Raw genomic sequence first — 22,666 nt, 5'->3', positions numbered from 1 at the left:
GCCGGCCTCAGCCGGCCGACCCGACCAGGGCGGTCACCCGGATCTCGATCCGCATGGTGGCGAGCCCGAGCACGGTGACCCCGGTCTGGGTCCACACCGGCGCGCGCCCGCCGAGCCGGTTGCGGAACTCCCGGACCATGACCCGGTTGTGCTCGTCGCCGATGGCCTCGGCCCCGGGCTCGACCTTGTGGTAGGAGTTCACGTGGACCACGTCGGCCCAGGTCGCGCCCGCCTCGGCGAGCGTGCGCCCGACGTTGTCGAACGCCTGCACGATCTCCTGTTCGAGGTCCTCGGCGACGACCAGGTCGTCGTTCCAGCCACCCTGGCCCGAGGTCTCCACCCGGTCGCCGATCCGGACCGCCTGGCTGTAGCCGAGCCGGTCGCGGGCCGTGACGCCGTAGCCCGGCGTGACGTGGAACGTGAGGGTCGCGTGGTCAATGACTTCACTCATGAATTCAAGCTACAACTCATGGCTTCACCTGTAAAGTACGAGCTCGGAACCAGGGACGGGGGCGACGGGTGACGACGGAGCGGGCGACGCCGGAGGTCGGTGGTGACGAGCCGACGTGGCTGGACGGCGAGGAGAAGGCGGCGTGGACGAGTGTGATTTCGCTGATCATGCTGCTGCCCGGCCGGCTGGAGGCCCCGCTGCAGCAGGCGCACGGCATCACGCTGTTCGAGTACCTGACGCTCAGCCATCTGTCCGAGGCACCGGGACGCAGGCTGCGGATGAGCGAGCTCGCCTTCCTGACGAACGGCTCGCTGTCGCGGCTGTCCAACGTGGTGAAGCGGTTGGAGGGCCGCGGCTGGATGCACCGCTCCCCCGATCCCGACGACGGCCGCTACACCCTCGCCGCCCTCACCGACGCCGGGTTCGACGTCGTGCACGCCGCTGCACCGACCCACCTGCGTGCGGTCCGGGACGTCGTCCTCGACCGGCTCGACGCGCAGGACCGGGCGGCGCTGGGCCGGATCGGCGTCGCGCTCGGGGTGCAGGACTTCCCGCCGCGCGCGGGGTCGCCACATTTCCGATCCGGAACCCCCGGGACGGAAGAGGATGGGCCTCCGGTTCGTTGACCGAGAGGTCACCGTGTCGATCCGTGAGGTGCTGTCATGCCGCTACCGCTGCCGTTGTCGATCCTGGACCTGGCCACCGTCGCCCGGGGTGAGACCGTCGCCCAGGGCCTGGAGGCCAGCACCAGGCTGGCGCAGCGCGCCGAGGACTGGGGGTTCCGGCGGATCTGGTACGCCGAGCACCACAACATGGGCTCGATCGCGTCGGCTGCGACGAGCGTGGTCATCGCCCGCGTCGCCGCGCACACCGAGCGCATCACGCTCGGCTCCGGCGGGGTGATGCTGCCGAACCACTCGCCGCTGCAGATCGCCGAGCAGTTCGGCACCCTCGCCGAGCTCCACCCCGGCCGCATCGAGCTGGGGCTCGGCCGCGCGCCCGGCACCGACCAGGCGACCGTCGCGGCCCTGCGGCGGGATCCGCGCGCGTCGGAGACCTTCCCGCAGGACGTGCAGGAGCTGCAGGCCTTCCTCGGGACGACCAGCCTGGTCCCGGGCGTCGAGGCCCACCCGGGCCGCGGCACCGGGGTCCCGCTGACGATCCTCGGGTCCTCGCTCTACGGCGCGCAGGTCGCGGCCGCACTGGGGCTGCCCTACGGCTTCGCCTCGCACTTCGCGCCGGACGCCCTGGAGCAGGCCGTGGCGCTCTACCGCCGCGAGTTCCGGCCCTCGGAGCAGCTGTCCGCCCCGCACGTCCTGGCCGGGGTGAACGTGATCGCCGCGGACTCCGAGGACGAGGCGCAGCAGATCCAGCGCGAGGTGCAGCGGTCCCGGGTGCGGCTGTTCACCGGCCGACGGGGAGCCTCGCTGACCGACGCCGAGGCCGACGCGGTCCTCGACAGCGCCTCGGGCGAGCAGATCCGGTCGATGACCCGCTACACCGCGGTCGGGACACCGGAGACCGTCACCGCGTACCTGGAGGAGTTCGCCGCCCGCGCCGACGCCGACGAGCTGATCGTCACCGGTCCGGCGCCGCGCCGGGAGAGCTGGTGGCGCAGCTGGGAGCTGCTCGCGACGAAGGTGCAGACCACCGACTGACGGCGGCCGTCAGCGTTGCGGCGGGCCGACGCTGTCGCGGGACACCAGCACCGGGGCGATCCTCCGGTGCACCGCCTGCGGCGCGTCCGGACCGTCGCCGTGGTTCAGCAGCAGGTCGAGCGCCTCCCGGGCGACGGCCTCGAAGTCCGCGCGCAGACTCGTCAGCGGCGGGATCAGGTGCGCCGAGACGGGCACGTCGTCGAACCCGACGACGCTGACGTCGCCCGGGACCCGCCGGCCGCGGTCGTGGAAGGCGTGCAGCAGGCCGGTGGCCAGCGCGTCGTTCGCGGCGAACACCGCGGTCACCTCGGGCATCCGGGCCATCAGCTCCCCCGCCCGGTACCCGGCGTCCGCGCTCCAGTCCGCGGCCATCACCGGGGGCACCTCGGCCCCGGCCGCACGCAGTGCCGCGGCCCAGCCGGCCGCGCGGCCCGCCGCGTCGAACCAGTCGGTGGGGCCTGCGACGTGCCAGACGGTCGCGTGCCCCGCGGCCAGCAGGTGCTCGGTGGCGATCCGACCGCCCTCGACCTGGTCGACCGTCGCCATCGGCAGCTGCTGCTCGGGGTCGCCGTCGACGGTCACGAGCGGGACGTCACCCGGGACGGAGTCGAGCGCCTCGGCCACCGACGCGACCGGCGCGATCACGACGATCCCGGCGACCTGCCCGTCGAGGTGACGCTGGACGGCCTCGCGCACCGACCCGCCGTCGATCTCGCGGACCCGGACGACGCTGACCCCGAATCCGGCACCGACCGCCTGCTCCTCGAACGCGGCGAGCAGCGAGACCGGACCGAACAGGGTGGACCGGGGGGCGACGATCCCGAGCACCCGGTCACGGCCGGTCACCAGGGTGCGGGCGGCACGGTTCGGCCGGTAGCCGAGCTCCTCGATCGCGGTGCGGACCCGCACCCGGGTGCTCTCCCGGACGTTGGGGTGCGCGTTCAGCACCCGGGACACCGTCTGGTGGGAGACCCCGGCACGGCGGGCCACGTCGAACATGGACGGTGCCCGCCCCGGCCTCGGCCCAGGCTCCATCGCGATCCCCACGCCCACCCCCTCCGATCCGTGCAGCGTAGCCGTCCGTGACCGTCCCCCTGCCGAGGGCGTTCGCCGTGGCGGCACCCAGCCCCGACGCCGGGCGGGCGGGTCGTGCTCAGGCGTCGCCGCGGGCGCGGCGCTTGTTCCACACGTCGAACGCGACGGCGAACAGCAGCACGAGTCCCTTCACGACCGACTGCACGGACTGGTCGACGCCCATGAGCTGCATGCCGTTGCTCATCACGGCCATGATCAGACCGCCGACCAGCGCGCCGACCACGGTGCCGACACCGCCGGTCACCGCGGCGCCGCCGATGAACGCGGCGGCGATCGCGTCGAGCTCGAACATGTTCCCCGCCGCGGGCTGGGCACCGTTCGACCGGGCCGAGTAGATCACCCCGGCCACGCCGGCCAGGAAGCCCATGTTCACGAAGATCCAGAACGTGACGGCGCGGACCCGCACCCCGGACAGCCGGGCCGCGGCGGCGTTGCCGCCGAGGGCGTAGACGTGGCGGCCGAACACGGTGCGCCGGGTGAGCAGGCCGTAGGCGAGCACCAGCACCGACAGGACGACCAGCACCACGGGCAGCCCGCGGGAGGACGCCAGCTGCCAGGCGAACGCCATGACGACCAGCCCGACGAGTGCGATCCGGCAGGCGAACAGCGGGAACGACTCGACCTGCTGCAGGTCGAGGACCTTCGCGACCCGGCTCCGGTAGGCGAGCACCGCGTACCCGGCGACGCCGAGCGCGGCGATCAGGACGGTGAACGCGTCGTAGCCCTGGCCGCCGATGAGCCCGTTGAGGAAGCCGCCCGCGATCTGCTGGTACTCCGCGGGGAACGGCGAGAGCGAGATGTTGCCCAGCACCTGCAGGGTCAGCCCGCGGAACAGCAGCATCCCGGCGAGGGTCACGATGAAGGCGGGGATGCCGACGTAGGCGACCCAGAAGCCGTGCCAGACGCCGACCAGCACGCCGACGCCGACGGCCGCGACGACACCGACCCACCAGGGCAGGCCGCCACCGATCACGAGGACCGCGGCGACCGCGCCGGTGAGCGCGACCACCGACCCCACCGACAGGTCGATGTGCCCGCCGACGATGACGATCACCATCCCGATCGCGAGGACCAGGATGTAGGAGTACTGCAGGACGATGTTGGTGATGTTGCCCGGGCTCAGCGAGACGCCGCCGGTGAGGACCGCGAACAGCGCGACGATCGCCACGAACGCGATCACGATGCCGCTCTGGCGGACGTTGCCGGCCAGCAGCCGTCGCAGGTCGCTCGTGCCGGAGTGCAGGGCCGCCGCGCCGGCGCCGGGGCGCTCGTCGGAGGAGGGGTCCTTCTTCGGGAGGGTGCTGGTCATGCGGAGCTCTCCGCCTCCTGGGTCATGAGGGCCATCAGGCCCTCCTGGGTGGCCTCGGCGACCGGCACCTCGCCGGTGATCCGTCCGGCCGACAGGGTGTAGACGCGGTCGCAGATCCCCAGGAGCTCGGGCAGCTCGGAGGAGATGACCAGGACCGCCTTGCCGGCCTCCACCAGCCGGTTGATGATCACGTAGATCTCGTAGCGGGCGCCGACGTCGATCCCGCGGGTCGGCTCGTCGAGGATCAGCACGTCCGGCTCGGTGAACAGCCACTTGGCCAGGACGACCTTCTGCTGGTTGCCGCCGGACAGGGTGCCGACCCCGACACTCGTGCTCGCCGCCCGGATGCCGAGATCCCTCCGGTAGGACTCGGCGACGCGCAGCTCGGCGTCGGCGTCGACCCAGCCGTGGCGGGCGAGCCGGTGCAGGCCCGCGCCGGAGACGTTGCGCCGGATGTCGTCGACCAGGTTGAGGCCGAGGTGCTTGCGGTCCTCGGTGACGTAGGCGAGCCCGGCCTCGATCGCGTCGGACACCGAGCGGGCGCGGACCTCGCGACCCCCGATCCGCAGGGTGCCGCTGACGTCGCGGCCCCAGGACCGCCCGAACACGCTCATCGCGAGCTCGGTGCGGCCCGCGCCCATCAGCCCGGCGATGCCGACGACCTCCCCGGCCCGCACCGACAGCGACGCGGCGTCGACGACCTTGCGGTCCTGGGTCGGGTGCCAGACCGTCCAGTCGGTGATCCGCAGCAGCTCCTCCCCCGGGCTGCTCGCCCGCTCCGGGTAGAAGGAGGTGAGGTCACGGCCGACCATTCCGCGGATGATCCGGTTCCGCGGGGCGGGCTCGTCGGCGACGGTGAAGGTCTCGACGGTGCGGCCGTCGCGGATGACGGTCGTGCGGTCGGCGATCGAGACGATCTCGTCGAGCTTGTGCGAGATGATGATCGAGGTGATGCCGTTGTCGCGGAAGCGCCGGATCAGCTCCAGCAGGTGCGCGGAGTCGGTGTCGTTGAGCGCGGCGGTGGGCTCGTCGAGGATGAGCAGCCGGACGTCCTTGGTCATCGCCTTGACGATCTCGACGAGCTGCTGCTTGCCGACGCCGAGCCGCCCGACCGGCGTCGCGGGGTTCTCGGTGAGGCCCACCTCGGCGAGCAGGCGGGCGGCCTCGGCGTGGGTCCGTCGCCAGTCGACCAGCCCCAGCCTGCCGCGCCGCTCGTTGCCGAGGAACACGTTCTCGGCGATCGACAGGTGCGGCACCAGCGCGAGCTCCTGGTGGATGATCACGATGCCGTCGGCCTCGGAGTCGCGGATCCCGGCGAACCGGGCCGGTCTCCCGTCGAGGACGATCTCGCCGTCGTAGGTGCCCGCCGGGTGCACCCCGGAGAGCACCTTCATCAGCGTCGACTTGCCGGCGCCGTTCTCGCCGCAGATCGCGTGGATCTCGCCGCGGCGCACGGCGAGCGAGACCTCCGACAGCGCGGTCACCCCCGGGAAGGTCTTGGTGATGGCGCGCATCTCGAGGATGGTGTCCGGCAGGTCGCCGCCGGGGTCGTGGTCGGTCACGTCGTCCTCCGTCACGGAAGGTGGGGTGCGGCCGGTCGCGGGGCTCAGCCCTGGCGGCCGCGGGCGACGTCCTGCGCCGTGTAGTAGCCGGAGTCGACGAGGACGGGCCGGATGTCGGCCTTGAACACCGTCCGGACCGGCAGCAGGTAGGACGGCACGACCTTCACCCCGTTGTCGTAGGTGGTGGTGTCGTTGGCCTGCGGGGTGCCGCCGGAGAGGAACGCCTTCGCGGCGACGACGGCCTGCTCGGCGAGCTTGCGGGTGTCCTTGAAGACCGTGGAGCTCTGCACCCCGTCGTCGATCAGCTTGACCGAGGCGATCTCGGCGTCCTGCCCGGTGACGGTCGGCATCGGCTTGGCCGGGGTGCCGAAGCCCGCGTTCTGCAGGGCGGTGATGACGCCGCGGGAGATGCCGTCGAAGGGCGACAGGATGCCGTCGGGCCGGCTGCCGTCGTTGTAGGTGGAGGTGAGCAGGTCCTCCATCCGCTTCTGGGCGGTCTCCTGGCCCCAGCGCAGCGTGGCGGTCTGCTCGATGGTCGTCTGGCCGCTCTTGACCCGGATCGTGCCGTTGTCGATCAGCGGCTTCAGCACCGACATGGCGCCGTCGAAGAAGTAGAAGGCGTTGTTGTCGTCGAGGGAGCCCGCGAACAGCTCGACGACGACCGGGCCCTTCTTCGGACCGGGTGACCCGTCGGCGTTCTGCAGGCCCATGCCGCGCAGCAGCGCCTTCGCCTGGGCGACGCCGACCTGGAAGTTGTCGAAGGTGACGTAGAAGTCGACGTTCGGGCTCTGCCGGATCAGCCGGTCGTAGGCGATCACGGGGATGCCGGCGTCCTTGGCGGCCTGCAGCTGCCCGGACAGGGCGGTCCCGTCGATGGCCGCGACGATCAGCAGGTCCGCACCGCTGGTGACCATCTGGTCGATCTGCTGGGACTGGGTGGGGATGTCGTCGCCCCCGTACTGCAGGTCGACCTTGTAGCCGGCGGCGGTGAGCTGGTCGCGGACGGCGTTGCCGTCGGCGATCCACCGCTCGGAGGTCTGGGTCGGCATCGAGACGCCGACCGTCAGGTCGCCGGGTGCCGCACCGGCCCCGGCCCCGCCACCTCCCCCGGCTCCCTGTCCACCACAGGCGGCCAGCCCCAGCACCAGCAGGGCACCGACGGCGACGGTGCGCATCCTCGTGAACACAGGCGATCTCCTCGTCGAGACGGCGGCGGGTGGGTCCCGCCCGACCGGACCGGCGCACTCAGGAATGTGAACGCTAACTACAGACGCGCCGGCAGGGAAGGCGCCGTTACCGCTCCGTTATCCGGCCGGCCGGTCCGTGTCGATCAGCGACCTCATGATCGACGTGAACGTGTCGTACAGCCGGCCGTCGTCCACGGGGCATCCGCACCGGACCGTTGAGTTCGCCTTCTGTTAGCGATAACATTCGCTCGCCGTCCGATCGCTCGGCCGGCCGTGTTCGTGACCCGAGGAAGTGCTCATGATCCGACCACCGATCGACCTCGCCGACGCCCTCGTGGTGGGCGTCGACTTCGGGACGCTGTCCGGACGGGCGGTCGTCGTCCGTGCGGCCGACGGGGCCGAGCTGGGCTCCGCCGTCCACGCCTACACCCACGCCGTCCTCACCGACGCCCTGCCGGGGCGGCCGGACCTCCGGCTGCCGCCGGACTGGGCGCTGCAGGTGCCGTCGGACTACGTCGACGTCCTGCGCCACGCCGTCCCCGGTGCGGTCGCCGCCGCCGGGGTGGACCCCGTGCGGGTGGTCGGCATCGCCACCGACTTCACCGCCTGCACCATGGTCCCGACCCTGCGCGACGGCACCCCGCTCAACGAGGTGCCCGACCTGGCCGACGAGCCGCACGCCTACACCAAGCTCTGGCGCCACCACGCCGCCCAGCCGCAGGCCAACCGGATCAACGCCCTCGCCGCCGAGCGGGACGAGAGCTGGCTGCCCCGCTACGGCGGGTTCATCTCCTCGGAGTGGGAGTTCGCGAAGGGCCTGCAGATCCTGGAGGAGGCCCCCGCGGTCTACGCCCGGACCGAGCGCTGGGTCGAGGCCGCGGACTGGATCGTCTGGCAGCTGTGCGGCCGCTACGTCCGCAACGCCTGCTCGGCCGGCTACAAGGGCATCCTGCAGGACGGCGCCTACCCCGGCCGTGACTTCCTCGGCGCGCTGAACCCGGCCTTCGCCGGGTTCGCCGAGACCAAGGTCGCCCACGAGATCGGCGAGCTGGGCACCGTCGCCGGGACGCTGACCGCCGAGGCGGCAGGCTGGACCGGGCTGCCCGAGGGGATCGCGGTCGCCGTCGGCAACGTCGACGCGCACGTCACCGCCGCGGCGGCGAACGCCGTCCGGCCGGGACAGATGGTCGCGATCATGGGCACCAGCACCTGCCACGTCATGAGTTCCGACGTGCTGCGCGAGGTGCCAGGCATGTGCGGGGTCGTCGACGGCGGCATCGTCTCCGGGCTCTGGGGCTACGAGGCCGGGCAGAGCGGCGTCGGCGACATCTTCGGGTGGTTCGTCGAGCACGGCGTGCCGCCCGCGTACCACGAGGCGGCCCGCGCGCGGGGGCTCGACCTGCACGAGTACCTGACCGAGCTGGCCGCCGGGCAGGCGGTCGGTGAGCACGGGCTCGTCGCGCTGGACTGGCACTCGGGCAACCGCTCGGTGCTGGTGGACCACGAGCTGTCCGGCGTCGTCCTCGGACAGACCCTCGCGACCCGGCCCGAGGACACCTACCGGGCGCTGCTGGAGGCCACCGCGTTCGGCACCCGGATGATCGTGGAGACCTTCGCGGCCTCCGGCGTCCCGGTGACCGAGCTGATCGTCTCCGGCGGGCTCACCCGCAACGCGCTGCTCATGCAGATCTACGCCGACGTGACCCGGCTGCCGCTCACCGTCGTCGAGGCCGGGCAGGGCCCGGCCCTGGGCTCGGCGATCCACGCGGCCGTGGCCGCGGGCGTCCACCCCGACGTTCCCACCGCGGCCGCCGCGATGGGTCGCGTCCGCGAGGGCGCACACCTGCCCGACGAGGAGTCGGCGAAGTCCTACGACGCCCTGTTCGCCGAGTACACCCGCCTGCACGACCACTTCGGCCGGGGCGGCGACGACGTGATGCACCGCCTGCGCGCGATCCGCCGCGAGGCCCGCGCCCAGCGAGAAGGAGACCTCGACGCATGACCGACACCCTGGCCTCCCCCGAGCTCGCCGCCACCGTGGCGCGGCTGCGCGAGCAGGTGTGCGCGCTGCACGCCGAGCTGGTGCGCTACGAGCTCGTCGTCTGGACCGCGGGGAACGTCTCGGCCCGCGTGCCCGGCCACGACCTGATGGTCATCAAGCCCAGCGGGATCTCCTACGACGACCTGACCCCGCAGAACATGGTGCTGTGCGACCTGCACGGCGCCCCGGTCGAGGGCGACCTGACGCCGTCGTCGGACACCGCGGCGCACGCCCACGTCTACCGGGCCATGCCCGAGGTCGGCGGGGTGGTGCACACCCACTCCACCTACGCCAGCGCGTGGGCGGCGCGCGCCGAGCCGATCCCCTGCGTGCTCACCGCGATGAGCGACGAGTTCGGCGGGGACATCCCGATCGGCCCGTTCTCGCTGATCGGCGACGAGTCGATCGGCCGCGGCGTCGTGGAGACCCTGACCGGCAGCCGCTCCCCCGCCGTGATCATGCAGAACCACGGCGTGTTCACCGTCGGCGCCGACGCCCGCTCCGCGGTCAAGGCCGCGGTGATGTGCGAGGACGTCGCCCGCACCGTGCACCTCGCCCGCCAGCTCGGCGACACCGTGCCCATCCCCCAGGACCAGATCGACAGCCTCTGGGACCGCTACCAGAACGTCTACGGGCAGCGCTGAGCTCCGCCCGACCCCGAAGGAGGGAAGTCTGATGAGCGGCTCGCTGCTCGACAGCTACGAGGTCTGGTTCCTGACCGGGAGCCAGGGCCTCTACGGCGAGGAGACCCTCGCCCAGGTCGCCGACCAGTCCGCGGCCGTCGCCGCCCGGCTCGACGCCGCCGACGAGATCCCGGTGCGGGTGGTGTGGAAGCCCGTGCTCACCGACGCCGACGCGATCCGACGGATCTGCCTGGAGGCCAACGCCGACGACCGGTGCCTCGGCGTCATCACCTGGATGCACACCTTCTCCCCGGCGAAGATGTGGATCCCCGGGCTCGAGGCCCTGACCCGGCCGCTGCTGCACCTGCACACCCAGGCCGACGTCGACCTCCCCTGGTCGGAGATCGACATGGACTTCATGAACCTCAACCAGGCCGCGCACGGCGACCGCGAGTTCGGCTACGTCCAGACCCGGCTCGGCCTGGCCCGCAAGACCGTCGCCGGGCACGTGTCCGACCCGGTGCTCCGCGACCGCATCGGGACCTGGACGCGTGCGGCCGCCGGTGCCGCGGAGCTGCGCGCGCTGAGGCTCGTCCGGTTCGGTGACACCATGCGCGACGTCGCCGTGACCGACGGCGACCGCGTCGAGGCCACCCGGGTCTTCGGGATGTCGGTGCAGACCTACGGCGTCAACGACCTGGTCGCCGTGGTGGACCAGGTCTCCGACGCCGACGTCGACAAGCTCGTCGGCGAGTACGCCGAGGTCTACGACGTCGCGTCCGAGCTGCTCCCCGACGGCGCCCGGCACGACGCGCTCCGCTACGGCGCGCGGGTCGAGATCGGGCTGCGCTCGTTCCTGGAGTCCACCGGGGCGCAGGCGTTCACCACGAACTTCGAGGACCTCGGCGGTCTGCGTCAGCTCCCCGGGCTCGCGGTGCAGCGCCTGATGGCCGACGGCTACGGCTTCGGCGCCGAGGGCGACTGGAAGACCGCGGCCATGCTGCGCGCGGTGAAGGTCGTCGCCACCGGGCTGCCCGGCGGCACGTCGTTCATGGAGGACTACACCTACCACCTGCGTCCCGGCCACGAGCGCATACTCGGGGCGCACATGCTGGAGGTCTGCCCGAGCATCACCGGGTCCCGGCCGTCGCTGGAGATCCACCCGCTGGGCATCGGCGGGCGGGAGGACCCGGTCCGGCTGCGGTTCACCGCCGACCCCGGCCCGGGCGTCGTGCTCGGCATCTGCGACCTCGGGGAGCGGTTCCGCCTGGTCAGCAACGACATCGAGGTCGTCGACCCGGACGAGCCGATGCCGAGGCTCCCGGTGGCGACGGCGACGTGGGTCCCGGAGCCCTCGCTCGCGACCTCGGCCGAGTGCTGGCTGATGGCGGGCGGCCCACACCACACGGTGCTGTCGACCGCCGTCGGGGTCGAGGCCGTCGACGACCTCGCCGAGATCGTCGGCACCGAGCTGGTGCACATCGGCGACACCACACGGCCGCGGACGTTCCTGCACGAGCTGCGCTGGAACAACGCCTACCACCGGCTCGCGCGCGGCTTCTGAGCTCCGCCGCCCGGCGACGGGCCGGCGGTCCGGGTCACTCGTGCCCGGGGGTGCGGAACCTCAGGTCGCCCGCCATGTCGATCCGTGCGAGCTCGGCCCGGGAGGTGACGCCGAGCTTGGGGTAGACGCTGCCCAGGTGGTGCCCGACCGTGCGGTGGCTGATCAGCAGCCGGGCCGCGATCTCCCGGTTGGTGAGCCCCTCGGCGGCCAGCTGGGCGACCCGCAGCTCCTGGGCGGTGAGCCCGGCGGCGGCCGGCTCGTGCCGCACCCCGGACTGCGCGGCCAGCCCCAGCTCCCGCAGCGCCCGCGCCCGCAGCGGCTCCGCGCCGAGGCGGCCGAAGGCCTCGGCCGCCCCGGCGAGCTCGTGCCGGGCGTCGGCGCGACGGCGGACCCGACGGAGCCATTCGCCATACAGCAGCCGGGTACGGGCCCGCTCGAACGGATCCGGGACGGCACCCGCGCCGTCGAGCGCGGCGCGGTACGCGGCCTCCGTGTCCGGCCCGCCGGCGACCAGGGCGCGCAGACGGTGCGCAGCGGTACGCGCCCAGTGGGCATCGGTCCGCCGGGCCCACCTCTCGACGGCCGCCAGCCGGGCCGAGGCCGTCTCCGTGCGCCCCTCGTGCGTCGCGGCCTCGGCGGTGTCCGGGGCGGCGAGCAGTGCGAAGGTGGGGTGTGCGGCCTCGTGGCCGGGCTCGTCGAGCGGCATCAGGTGGTGCAGTGCGTCGCGGGGCCTGCCGTCGAACAGCGCCGCCCGGCCGCGCACCCAGTACACCGACGCGGTGAGCGCGCGCACCTCCTGCCGGACCGAGACCGCCAGCGCCCGGGTGGTGTGTTCCTCCAGGCCGGGGGCGTCGCCGCGGGCTGCGGCCAGGTTCGCCAGACAGAGCCGGCACTGGCTCGCCACGTGGTTCGCCCCCACCTCCTCGGCCAGCCGCAGGCCCTCGGTGGCGCCGGCCTCGGCGGTCTCCCACCGGCCCGCCGCGGCGTCGAGGACCGCGCTCTGTGCGAGCACCATCGCGAGCGCGGCGAACTCGTGCCGCCGCCGCAGCTGCGCGGCCTGCACCCGCAGCACGTCGTGCAGCGGCCCCTCGACCCCGCAGGCCTGGACCAGCGGCACGGGCGGCAGCAGCTCCCACGGCACGGTCCCGAGCAGGCCGACGGTGGCCGCGTCCGGGGCCGGGAGCGACCCGGCCGCCCGGCCGGTCCCGTCGTAGCAGGCCCACCAGGCCCGCAGTGTCGGCATGACCGGTGCCAGCTCCGGGACGCCGCCGGGGTCGAGGGCGAGCAGCCGCTGCAGCGCGGCCTGCTGCAGGTCCGGGCGGCCCGCCGACCACGCCGCGCGGGCCGCCACCGTGCCCAGCTCCATCGCCGTGCGGGTCCCCGCGACGACGGCCATGTCCCCCACCAGGTAGTGGTGGGCGCGTTCGGGGAGACCCGTGGTGAACTCGAGGATCCCGCGCAGCCCGCCGCTGTACCGCACGACGGGCTCCGCCCCGCCCCGGCCCTCGGCGTCGTCGAGCAGTCGCCGGGCTCCCTCGGCGTCGCCGGCGCCCCAGGCGGCGCGGGCGGCGACCGCCAGCCGGCGTGCGGCGTCCGCGGGGTCCGGCGACAGGTCGGCCGCCCGCCGCAGCGTGCGTGCCGCCAGTGGACCGGCGCTGCGCTCCAGGCACCTGGCGGCCGCCTGCTCCAGCAGCGCCGCGACGTCCTCGTCGGGGCCGTCCGCGGCGGCCGCCAGGTGCCAGGCGCGGTGCTCGACGTCCTCGGCCGGCAGCGCCGCGGCCAGCGCCCGGTGCGCGGTCCGGCGGTCGGTGACGGGGGCGCCGTCGTAGAGGGCGGCCGGGACCAGCGGGTGGCGGAACCGGAGGCGGGTGCCCGAGGCGTGCAGCAGGCCGGAGCGCAGCGCCTCGTCCCAGGTGGAGGCGTCGACACCCCACCCGGCCCCGGCCCGGTCGACGACGTGCCGGTCGCCCCGCCCGTCCGCGGCCGCCAGCAGCAGCAACGCTCGGGTGGCCGGTTTCAGCGCCTCGGCGCGGGCGCAGAACGCCTGCCGCAGCCGGGGCCCCACCGGCATCGGCTCCCCGGACGCCTCGTCGTCGGCCTCGCGCCCGACGGTGGGCAGCTCCTGCAGCGCGAGCGGGTTGCCCGCCGCCATCGCGACCGTGTCGTCGACGAGGGCCTCGTCGGCGTCGGGGACGGCGGCCGCGACCAGCCGGCGGGCGTCGTCGTCGGCGAGTCCCACGACCTCCAGCGCCGGCACCCCCTCCCAGGGCCCCTGGGCCGGGTCGGCGTGGTCGGTCAGGATCACCACGACCGGCTCGGTCCGCACCCGACGCGCGAGGAAGCCCAGACAGTGCGCGGTCGCCTCGTCGACCCACTGCGCGTCGTCGACGACGACGAGCACCGGCCGGTCTCGGGCCAGGCCGGAGAGCAGCGACACCACGGCCGCGCCGATGAGGAAGCGGTTGGCCGGGTCCCGGCTGACCCCGAGCGCGCCGCGCAGTGCGGCGGCCTGCGGGTCCGGGAGCGCGTCGAGCCGGTCGAGGACCGGCCAGAGCAGCGCGTGCAGTGCGCCGAAGGCGAGCCCCGTCTCCATCCGGGTGCCCCTGGTCCGCAGCACCGTGGCCCCGGACGCGGCGTCGACGACGTGGTCGACCAGTGCGGTCTTGCCGATCCCCGGCTCCCCCCACAGCACGAGCGCCGCACCCGCGCCGTCGGCCGCGCGTGCCAGCAGCCGCTCCAGTGCCGCGGTCTCGGCACGCCGTCCGAACAGCTCCATGACCCCCCGCAGCCTCGTCCCGCCTGCTCCCCGTGGCACGGCGGATCCGTCGGGCCACCGTAGCCGCGTCGTCCGGATCGTCCGGTGACCGATCCGGCGACCGATCCGCCGGGACCGGCCGGACCCGACACTCGCCGGGTGATCCGACCCGCCCCCACCGATGCGCCCGGGACGTGCGGGGGTCCCGACGTCACCGGTGTTCCGCGCGACCGGCGTCGAACCCGGTCGTCGACCGCGGCAGCGCGATCGTGACCGATAGCCTGACCCACCTCGCCTCGATGATCCGGGGCGCGGGCGGGGTCCCGGCCCCGGACCACCCCCGAGTACCGCCGGCCCGGTCGACGGGCGACCACGGAGAGAGGCCCCACATGATCGTCGTCACCGACAACCGCTCCGCGAACCGGTTCGAGGCCCACGACGGCACGACGCTCGCCGGCGTCGCCGCGTACGTACGCACGCCGGAGCTCGTCGCCTTCGTGCACACCGAGGTCGACCCGGCCTTCGAGGGACGCGGGGTGGGATCGGCGCTGGCCCGCGAGGGCATCGCGTCGGCGCAGGCCGACGGGCTGCGGGTACTCGCGATCTGCCCGTTCGTCGCTGCCTGGCTGGCGCGCCATCCCGAGCTCGCCCACCTCGAGTACCGGGCGACCAGCAGGGTCACCGACTGACCGGTCGCCGGCGCCACATCCGCGGCCCCGGTGGACACCACCCGGGCCGCGTCACCGCCGGGACCGGGAACGCGACCCCGGTCCGGCCGATCCACGAGGAGACCGATGAGCAGCACGACGACGAGCTGGCCGAGCCTGCGCGTGGCGGACTGGACCACCACCCGCGAGACCCTGCACATGTGGACCCAGATCGTGGGCAAGATCCGGATGGCACACGCCCCGCTGATCAACCACTGGTGGCAGGTGACCCTGTACCCGAGCGCGCGGGGCCTGACGACGTCGGCCGTCCCGTACGGCACCGGGGCCTTCGAGATCGAGCTCGACCTGCTCGGCCACCGGCTCGAGGTCCGCAGCAGCGACGGCGGCGCGCTCGGCTTCGACCTGGCGCCGATGTCGGTGGCCGAGTTCTACGGCGCCGTCCTGGACGTGCTCGGCCGGCTCGGCATCTCCGCGCCGATCCGGCCGCACCCCAACGAGGTCGACCCGGCGATCCCGTTCGCCGAGGACCTCACCCACGCCTCCTACGACGCCGAGGCCGCCACCCTGTTCTGGCGGCAGCTGCTGCAGGTGAACCGCGTGCTCGGTGAGTTCCGGGCGCACTTCGTCGGCAAGGTCAGCCCGGTGCACTTCTTCTGGGGCAGCATGGACATGGCCTGCACCCGCTTCTCCGGGAGGCCGGCGCCGGCGCACCCGGGCGGGGTGCCCAACTGCGGCGACTGGGTCATGGTCGAGGGCTACTCGCGGGAGCTGTCCAGCTGCGGGTTCTGGCCCGGTGGCGGCGAGGAGGGCGCCTTCTACTCGTATGCGTACCCCGCGCCCGACGGCTTCGCCGAGGCCCCGGTCGGCCCCGACGGTGCCTTCTACAGCCCGGACTTCCAGCAGTTCCTGCTGCCCTACGAGGTCGCCCGCGCCGCACCCGACCCGGACCGCGCGGTCGCCGAGTTCCTCCGCACGACCTACGAGGCGGCCGCGGACCTCGGGCGCTGGGACCGCTCCGCGCTGGAGGACGACCCGCTCCGCTGGGCGTGACCGCCTAACCGGCGGTCGGGGTGATCCGGTAGAAGAACGGGCCGGTCCCGTTGCGGGCGATCGCGATCAGCAACGGGCCGGCGTCCTCGATCGCCCGGGCCGCCTCCAGGCCGCCGACGTGGATCGGGTCGAACCCCGCGTCCCGGTTGAGCCGGTCGACGAGCGTACGGATAGCGGGGTCGGCCGCCACCAGGTTGCCCGGGGGCGTGGTCTGTGTCGCCAGGCGCGGGTACTCGGACGCGAAGTTCGCGCAGAAGGACTTCGCGACGGGCCCGCCCGTCCGGGAGCGGACGAGGTGCGCGTTCGACTCGTGCTCCGGGTCGCGCGGTCCGTAGACGTTGGTGGCGTCGATCGCAGGGACGCCGGCGATCCCGGTCGTCCGGCCCAGCGCGTCGGCGACCTGGTCCCCGGGGACGGCGACGACGAGCACGTCGGCCCCGGTCGCGTCACCACCGTCGCGGCCCAGACCGGTGACGGTGTGCCCGGCGGCCGACCAGAGCGCGGCCAGGCCGCCGCCGACGGTGCCGCGTCCCAGGATCGTGATCCTCACGTCTACCCCTCTCCCACCGGGACCGTGGCGGGCCCGGTGCACCAGCCGGGCGATCGGTCGCCGCGGGGGCCTCCCGTCGCGCTGTCGCGTGCCGAGGTGCGGGACGGGCGACCCGGCGGTGACGTTACGAAGGGCGCGGTCCCCGGGGATCGGTCACGCAATCGGTCGTCCGTGCTTCCCGATGTCCTCCTCTGTACTTCCCGATGTCCTCGACACGGTCCACCATGATCCGCAGGCCGTGGCAGCGAGGTGACGGCCCCACACGAGCGACGTGACCTACGGCGCGCCCGTCCGGCAGGAGAGCATCTGACCATGGTGTCCATGGACGCGGTCCTCGACGACCTGGAGGCCGAGAGCGCGGTCGTCCGGGCGATGGTCGCCGACCTCGACGACGCCGGGATCGGCGCGCCGACCCCGGCCGAGGGCTGGAGCGTCCGCGACCAGCTCACCCATCTCGCCTACTTCGACGAGGCCGCCGCCCTCGCCGCGACGGACCCGGAGACCTTCCGGTCGCGGGCGGCCGCGCCGCGGGAGCTGGGTCCCGGCTTCCCCGACCGGGTCGCCGCGGACCACGCCGGGCTCGGGGCGGAGGAGGTCCGGGCGTGGTTCGCCGGGGCCCGCGACGCCCTCGTCGGCACGTTCCGCGGCATCGAGCCGAAGACCCGGCTGCCCTGGTACGGGCCCGACATGAGTGCCCTGTCCTCGGTCACCGCCCGGCTGATGGAGACCTGGGCGCACGGCCAGGACGTCGCCGACGCGCTCGGGGTGCTCCGGGAGCCGACGGACCGGCTGCGCCACGTCGCCCACCTCGGCGTGCAGACCTTCGGCTTCACCTTCCGCAACAACGGCCGCGAGGTCCCGCAGGTGCCCGTGCGGGTCGAGCTGCTCGCCCCCTCCGGCGCCTCGTGGACCTGGGGCCCGGAGGACGCCGCGGACCGGGTCACCGGTTCCGCGCTCGGCTTCTGCCTGGTCGCCACCCAGCGCCGGCACGTCGAGGACACCGACGTGACCACGACCGGTCCGGTGGCCGCGGAGTGGGTCGCGATCGCCCAGACCTTCGCCGACACGCCCGGCCCCGGCCGCGCCCCCGGCGCCGTCGCGGCCGCCTTCCCGGCGCCGACCCGGACGCCCACGGGAGGACCCGCGTGACCCGAGCGCCGGGGCGCAACGGGCGCGGCGGCCGCGCTCCGCCGGGGGACATCGCGCGCGGACGGGCGCCGCGGGTGTGGGGAACGCCGCTCGCCGGAACCGGGAGCGGCCCGCGGACGACTGTCGGAACGTGCACACCCCACCGCTCGGCCCGGCCCGCCCGTCGGTCGTCGCCACCGTCGTCGCACTCGTCGTCGCGGCCATGCTGCTCGTCGCCGGATGCTCCGCCGCACCGCAGGCGGCCGGTCCGCAGGGAGCGGACGCCGCGTTCCCGCTGACGCTGGACCACGCCTTCGGGACGACGACGATCCCGGCCCGTCCGCAGCGGGTCGTCGCGCTGGGGTCGGCCGACGTCGCGGTCGCCAGGGCGCTCGGGGCGGACGTCGTCGGTGGCCTGCGCAACGCCGGGGAGTCGCAGCCGCAGGCGCCCTACCTCGCGCCGTTCCCGGACGGGGTGCTGACGATCAGTGAGCTGGAGCCGCTGCCGCTGGAGCGGATCGCGGCGTACCGCCCGGACGTCATCCTGGCCGTGTCGTCCTACCTGGTGACCGACCGCGACGCCTACGAGCGCCTGAGCGCGATCGCCCCGACCGTCGTCTACCGCGACGTGCTGTTCGGCGCCCCGATGGAGGACGACGCCCGGCGGATCGGCGCGGCCCTCGGGGCACCGGAGCGGGCCGAGGAGCTGGTGGCGCGGGCCGACGGCGCCGTCGGCGCGTTGCGGGCCCAGCTGCCCGGTCTCGCCGGCCGGTCGGTGCTGGTCGGACAGGCACGGGGCGACGTCATCCCGGTCATCGTCGACCCCGCGAACCAGTCCACCGCGCTGACCCGCGCGCTCGGGCTGGGCCTGCCGCCGACCTTCGCCACCGACCCGCCCGCCGGTGACGAGGTCGCCCCCGGCACGGTCGCGCTGTCCTACGAGGAGGCGGGTCGCCTGGCCGAGGCCGACCTGGTCGTCATGAGCTTCCCGACCCCGGCCGACCGACGGCGGTTCGAGGGCAACCCGGTGGTCGCGCGGGCGCTGGCCCGCACGACCTACGTCCCGATCGGCCTCGACGAGGCGATCGCGCTGCAGGCACCGAACGTGGTGTCCACCGGCTGGCTCCTCGACCGGCTGCGCCCGGCGCTGGAGCGGGTGGCCGCCGCGCCCGCTACCGGCCGCTGAGGAACGCGACCGTCGCCCGGTTCACCTCGGCGGGCCGCTCGAGGTAGCCGTAGTGCCCGGCGTCGGCGATCTCGACGTACCGGGCACCGGGCACGGCGTCGGCGACCTCGCGGCTCAGGTGCCGCGGGATCGCGGCGTCGTCGGCGAAGGCGAGCACCAGCAGCGGCACGGCGAGCGCCCGGTAGGCCTCGGTCCGGTCCCCCAGGTCCATCGACACCTGCAGCTGGGCCCGGTGCCCCTTCGACACCCCCGCCCCGGCGAACGCCAGGACGTCGAGCCAGTCCTGGGCCTCCCGGTCGGCACGCACGGTCGACGGCGACAGGTACTGCAACGCGGACACCGCGGCGTGGTAGTCCTCGGGCAGCTCGACCCCGGCGTCGGCGAGTGCGATCTCGCCCGCGGTGATCGCCCGCTGCACGGGGCCGAGCCGGGCGTGCGCGGCCATCGCGACGACCCGGGTGACCAGGTCCGGCCGGGCCAGCGCCGCCTCGATCACGACGCGGGAGCCGAGCGAGGTGCCGGCGAGCGCCGCCGGGCCCGCGTCGAGGTGGGTGACCAGGGCGAGCACGTCGGCGGCCATGTCGTCGACGGTGAACCCGTGCGCGCACTCGTCGGTCGGCGGGATGCCCCGGTTGTCGAGGGTCACGACGCGGTGGCCGGCCTCGCGGAGTGCGGGCACCTGGTGGGTCTGCCAGACCCGTCCCGGGCTGCCGGTGCCCATCACCAGGACGACGGGCGGGCCGTCGCCTCCGTGGTCGGTCCAGGAGAGCCGGATGCCGTTGAGGGTCGTGACCGTCATCCGCGCACCTCGCTCTCGGCGGCGAGCAGCGCACCCAGTGCCCGCTTGTCGATCTTACCGACGGCGGTGAGCGGCAGGTCGTCCCGGACGACGACCCGGTCCGGGGACATGAAGCGGGCCAGCCCGCGCTCGGTCAGGAAGGTGCGCAGGTGACGCCGCTTCGGCGGGGTCGCGCCGGGCGCCGGGACGATCACCGCGCACACCGCCTCGCCCAGGTCGTCGTCCGGGATCCCGATGACGGCCGCGCCGGCGATGTCCGGGTGCGCCAGCAGGTGCTCCTCCAGCTCGGTGGCCGCGACGTTCTCGCCGCCGCGGTTCACAACGTCCTTGATCCGGCCCTCGACCACGAGGTGCCCGGTCGGAAGGCGGCGCACCAGGTCGCCGGTGCGGTAGTAGCCGTCCGGGGTGAACGACGTCGCGTCGTGCTCGCGGGCCCGGTAGTAGCCCCGCAGCGTGTACGGGCCACGGGTCCACAGCTCCCCCGCCGTCCCCTCCGCGACGTCGGTGCCGTCGCGGTCGACGACCCGGACCTCGTCGGCCGGGCTGAGCGGGCGCCCCTGGCTGACCGCGACGAGGTCGTCGGGGTCGTCGAGCCGGGTGTAGTTCAGCAGCCCCTCGGCCATCCCGAAGACCTGCTGCACGGCGGCGCCGAGCTCGGGACGGACCCGGCGGGCGAGCGTCGCGTCGCACTTGGCCCCACCGACCTGGACCAGGCGCAGGGTCGACAGGTCCCAGGACCCGCGGCCGTCGCCGGCGAGGTCGGCCCAGAGCCGCAGCAGCGGCGGCACCATCGCGGTGACCGTGACGCCCTCGGCCGCGACCAGCCCGAGGGTGACGTCGGGGCTCGGGACCGGCGCGAGGACGACCGTGGCCCCGACCCCGAGGGCGCCGAGCAGGCCCGGGCAGGCCAGCGGGAAGTTGTGCGCCAGCGGCAGGCAGGCGAGGTAGACGTCGTCGGCGGTCAGCGCGCAGACCTCGGCGCTGGCCCGGGCGTTGTAGGCGTAGTCGCGGTGGGTGCGCGGGATCAGCTTCGGCTTGCCCGTGGTGCCGCCGGAGACGAGCAGGACCGCGACCTGTCCGGGGTCGGGCCGCGGGAGCGGCTCGGCGGTGCCGGCGGGCAGGTCGGCGATCGCGGTCGTCCCCGGCAGCGGCTCGCCGTCGACGAGGAGGTGCCGCAACGAGGGGACCGCCTTCGCCACCTGCAGTGCGAGCTCGCGGTGGTCGAAGCCCTCGACGACGTCGGGTCCGACGTAGGCGACGGCCCCGGAGAGCGCGGCGAGGTGCTCGATCTCGGCCTGCCGGTGCGCGGGCAGGGTCAGCACCGGCACCGCCCCGGCCCGCAGCAGCCCGAACAGGGTCACCGGGAACTCGGCGGTGTTGGGCAGGTGGACCACGACGCGGTCGCCCTCGGCGATGCCGAGTGCCCGCAGCGAGCGGGCGCGGGCGTCCGCGGCCCGGTCCAGCTCGGCGTAGGTCCGCCGGCTGGGCCCCGCGACGACGGCGACGGCGTCGCCGTACCGCCCGGCCCACTGTCCCAGCAGGTCACCGAGGGTGTCCTCGCCCCAGTAGCCCTCCCGCCGGTAGCGCTCCACGTCCGCGTCGGGCCAGCCGAGCGCCCCGTCGATGAGCACGGTCACGTCGTCTCCTCTCCGACCAGGAACCGGCTGACGCTGCGCAGCTTCTCCCGGGTCTCCTCCAGCTCCCGTTCCGGGGTGGACGCGCCGACGATGCCGGCCCCGGCGCGGAGCCAGGTCCGGCCCTGCGCGCGGTAGATGGCGCGCAGCACGAGCGCGGCGTCGAGCGCACCGGTGTGGTCGACGGTCAGCACCGCGCCGCTGTAGAGGCCGCGTGCTCCCTCGTGGCGGCTGATCGCCTCGCACGCCGGGGCCTTCGGCAGCCCGGACGCGGTGACCGCGGGGAACAGCCGTCCCAGCGCGTCCCAGGCGGTGGCGCCGGGCCGGAGCCTGCCGCGGACGCGGGACGCGAGGTGCTGCACGCTGCCGCGCTCGACCACCCGCATGAACTCCTCCACGACGACGGCGTCCGGGTCGCTCACCTCGCACACCTCGTCCTGGGCGACCTGGACCGACACCGCGTGCTCGTAGATCTCCTTGGGGTCGCGCCGCAGCTCGTCGGACAGCTCGGCGTCGCGTTCCGGCTCGCCGGACCGGGCCCGGGTGCCGGCCAGCGGCTGGGTGGAGAAGGTCCCGTCCGCGGCGACCTCGACGACGGTCTCCGGGCTGAACCCGGCCGCCTCCAGCCCACCGAGGCGCAGCAGGAACGAGCGGGCCGGGGTGTTGTGCGCCCGGCCGTGCCGGTAGGTGGCGGGCAGGTCGACCGGCTCGGTGACCGGGACGGTGCGGGACAGGATGACCTTGCGGAAGCGGTCCTCACCGATCTCGGCGACGGCGGCGGCCACCGAGCCGCGGTAGGCCTCGGCGCGGGCGGACTCGTCGACGGTCACCGCCGGCCCGGTGCGGGGTGCTGCGTTCCCGGCACCGAGGATCGCGTCGCGCCAGGCCCGTGCGACGGCGTCGTCGGCGGTGTCGACGTCCACGCCGCCGGGGTGCAGGTGCGCGGTGTGGCGGGGAAGCAGCAGGTGCAGCAGGGTGCCGGTGTCCGCGGGCAGCTCCCCGCCGTGCAGGAGGTGGGCCAGCTCGAACGACGCCCAGCCGAACGCCTGCCACCCGGTGCCGCCGACCTCGGCGAGGGCGGCGGAGACCTGGCCGAGCGGGTCCGCGCCGAGCGGTTCGTGCCGGGTGCCGGTGGGCGCGGTGACGGTCAGGCCGTCGGGACCCAGCACGATCTCGGCGGCGGTGCCCGCGGCCAGGAACACGTCCTCGCCGCGCTCGTAGAGCACGTAGGGGTCCGAGTCGGGCACCGTGCGGGCGACGGCGGTGGCGCCGGCGATGCGGTCGGTGGCGGTGCGGTCGGTCGTGCTGCGGTCGGTCGTGCTGCGGGTCCGCTCGGTGGGGGCCGGCTGGGTGCGCGGCGGGCCGGCCGCCTCGGTGGTCGTGGACATGGTCGGTTCTCCTTCGGG

Annotated in this window: 19 protein-coding genes; 9 read left to right on the top strand and 10 right to left on the bottom strand. The window is 74.4% G+C overall.

The features are described from left to right. Window positions 1-7: 7 nt before the first annotated feature. Window positions 8-451 carry a Rid family hydrolase gene (locus Ae717Ps2_RS11590; protein ID WP_075333363.1) on the bottom strand — a complete coding sequence of 148 codons (444 nt, stop codon included), beginning with the start codon at window positions 449-451 and terminating at the stop codon, window positions 8-10. Between the two features lie 68 nt (window positions 452-519). On the opposite strand from Ae717Ps2_RS11590, the gene Ae717Ps2_RS11585 reads away from it, so the two are divergent. Continuing rightward, window positions 520-1,077, top strand: a complete 558-nt coding sequence (locus Ae717Ps2_RS11585) for a MarR family winged helix-turn-helix transcriptional regulator (protein WP_233147526.1) — start codon at window positions 520-522, stop codon at window positions 1,075-1,077. A 36-nt stretch (window positions 1,078-1,113) separates the two neighbouring features. Continuing rightward, entirely contained in the window at window positions 1,114-2,109 is a 996-nt protein-coding gene (locus Ae717Ps2_RS11580; protein WP_075333362.1) for an LLM class flavin-dependent oxidoreductase, read from the top strand. 9 nt (window positions 2,110-2,118) lie between these two features. Here the strand turns inward: Ae717Ps2_RS11580 and Ae717Ps2_RS11575 are convergent, their stop codons facing one another. The 4 genes from Ae717Ps2_RS11575 to chvE form a co-directional block, all read right to left on the bottom strand. Further along, window positions 2,119-3,108: a LacI family DNA-binding transcriptional regulator gene (locus tag Ae717Ps2_RS11575; protein WP_139318726.1), complete on the bottom strand. Its 990-nt coding sequence runs from the start codon at window positions 3,106-3,108 to the stop codon at window positions 2,119-2,121. 154 nt (window positions 3,109-3,262) lie between these two features. Then, entirely contained in the window at window positions 3,263-4,513 is a 1,251-nt protein-coding gene (gene mmsB, locus Ae717Ps2_RS11570; protein WP_075306626.1) for a multiple monosaccharide ABC transporter permease, read from the bottom strand. Beyond that, window positions 4,510-6,027, bottom strand: a complete 1,518-nt coding sequence (locus Ae717Ps2_RS11565) for a sugar ABC transporter ATP-binding protein (RefSeq protein WP_170917149.1) — start codon at window positions 6,025-6,027, stop codon at window positions 4,510-4,512. Before Ae717Ps2_RS11565 ends, mmsB begins: the two co-directional genes overlap by 4 nt. A 92-nt stretch (window positions 6,028-6,119) precedes the next feature. Further along, the gene (chvE, locus tag Ae717Ps2_RS11560) at window positions 6,120-7,250 is read right to left on the bottom strand and encodes a multiple monosaccharide ABC transporter substrate-binding protein (RefSeq protein WP_075306627.1); all 1,131 of its coding nucleotides are present in this window, start codon (window positions 7,248-7,250) and stop codon (window positions 6,120-6,122) included. A 310-nt stretch (window positions 7,251-7,560) separates the two neighbouring features. Here chvE and araB point away from each other — a divergent pair, with 310 nt between their 5' ends. Genes araB through araA form a run of 3 tightly spaced genes read left to right on the top strand, consistent with a single transcriptional unit; the run spans window position 7,561 to window position 11,490 of the window. Beyond that, window positions 7,561-9,264 carry a ribulokinase gene (araB, locus tag Ae717Ps2_RS11555; RefSeq protein WP_075333361.1) on the top strand — a complete coding sequence of 568 codons (1,704 nt, stop codon included), beginning with the start codon at window positions 7,561-7,563 and terminating at the stop codon, window positions 9,262-9,264. Further along, on the top strand, window positions 9,261-9,947 hold the full coding sequence (locus tag Ae717Ps2_RS11550; protein WP_075306628.1) for an L-ribulose-5-phosphate 4-epimerase: 687 nt from the start codon (window positions 9,261-9,263) through the stop codon (window positions 9,945-9,947). The genes araB and Ae717Ps2_RS11550 overlap by 4 nt, the downstream gene beginning before the upstream one ends. A gap of 31 nt (window positions 9,948-9,978) precedes the next feature. Beyond that, window positions 9,979-11,490, top strand: a complete 1,512-nt coding sequence (araA, locus tag Ae717Ps2_RS11545; RefSeq protein ID WP_075306629.1) for an L-arabinose isomerase — start codon at window positions 9,979-9,981, stop codon at window positions 11,488-11,490. Between the two features lie 34 nt (window positions 11,491-11,524). On the opposite strand, the gene Ae717Ps2_RS11540 is transcribed toward araA, so the two are convergent. Further along, window positions 11,525-14,266: an AAA family ATPase gene (locus Ae717Ps2_RS11540; protein WP_075306630.1), complete on the bottom strand. Its 2,742-nt coding sequence runs from the start codon at window positions 14,264-14,266 to the stop codon at window positions 11,525-11,527. Between the two features lie 368 nt (window positions 14,267-14,634). Here Ae717Ps2_RS11540 and Ae717Ps2_RS11530 point away from each other — a divergent pair, with 368 nt between their 5' ends. After that, entirely contained in the window at window positions 14,635-14,934 is a 300-nt protein-coding gene (locus Ae717Ps2_RS11530) for a GNAT family N-acetyltransferase (RefSeq protein WP_020625919.1), read from the top strand. A gap of 105 nt (window positions 14,935-15,039) precedes the next feature. Further along, window positions 15,040-15,963, top strand: a complete 924-nt coding sequence (locus tag Ae717Ps2_RS11525) for a DUF5996 family protein (RefSeq protein WP_075306631.1) — start codon at window positions 15,040-15,042, stop codon at window positions 15,961-15,963. Window positions 15,964-15,967: 4 nt separating this feature from the next. On the opposite strand, the gene Ae717Ps2_RS11520 is transcribed toward Ae717Ps2_RS11525, so the two are convergent. Further along, a complete protein-coding gene (locus tag Ae717Ps2_RS11520; protein WP_020625921.1) occupies window positions 15,968-16,513 on the bottom strand; it encodes an NADPH-dependent F420 reductase in 546 nt (181 codons plus the stop codon). A gap of 312 nt (window positions 16,514-16,825) precedes the next feature. On the opposite strand from Ae717Ps2_RS11520, the gene Ae717Ps2_RS11515 reads away from it, so the two are divergent. Further along, on the top strand, window positions 16,826-17,662 hold the full coding sequence (locus Ae717Ps2_RS11515; RefSeq protein WP_075306632.1) for a TIGR03084 family metal-binding protein: 837 nt from the start codon (window positions 16,826-16,828) through the stop codon (window positions 17,660-17,662). Between the two features lie 130 nt (window positions 17,663-17,792). Next, the gene (locus Ae717Ps2_RS11510) at window positions 17,793-18,827 is read left to right on the top strand and encodes an ABC transporter substrate-binding protein (protein WP_139318727.1); all 1,035 of its coding nucleotides are present in this window, start codon (window positions 17,793-17,795) and stop codon (window positions 18,825-18,827) included. Here the strand turns inward: Ae717Ps2_RS11510 and Ae717Ps2_RS11505 are convergent. From Ae717Ps2_RS11505 to Ae717Ps2_RS11495, 3 genes are read right to left on the bottom strand one after another with little or no spacing between them, the layout of a single operon-like run. Beyond that, on the bottom strand, window positions 18,814-19,626 hold the full coding sequence (locus Ae717Ps2_RS11505; protein WP_075333360.1) for an alpha/beta fold hydrolase: 813 nt from the start codon (window positions 19,624-19,626) through the stop codon (window positions 18,814-18,816). The genes Ae717Ps2_RS11510 and Ae717Ps2_RS11505 overlap by 14 nt on opposite strands. After that, a complete protein-coding gene (locus tag Ae717Ps2_RS11500; protein ID WP_075306635.1) occupies window positions 19,623-21,263 on the bottom strand; it encodes a (2,3-dihydroxybenzoyl)adenylate synthase in 1,641 nt (546 codons plus the stop codon). The genes Ae717Ps2_RS11505 and Ae717Ps2_RS11500 overlap by 4 nt, the downstream gene beginning before the upstream one ends. Then, on the bottom strand, window positions 21,260-22,648 hold the full coding sequence (locus Ae717Ps2_RS11495; RefSeq protein WP_083695876.1) for a salicylate synthase: 1,389 nt from the start codon (window positions 22,646-22,648) through the stop codon (window positions 21,260-21,262). Before Ae717Ps2_RS11495 ends, Ae717Ps2_RS11500 begins: the two co-directional genes overlap by 4 nt. Window positions 22,649-22,666 lie beyond the last annotated feature (18 nt).

This window comes from Pseudonocardia sp. Ae717_Ps2, assembly GCF_001932475.1.
Taxonomy (GTDB): Bacteria; Actinomycetota; Actinomycetes; order Mycobacteriales; family Pseudonocardiaceae; genus Pseudonocardia.
Note: the sequence above shows the minus strand (reverse complement) of the source record. Positions and strands in the feature narration are given on the sequence as shown.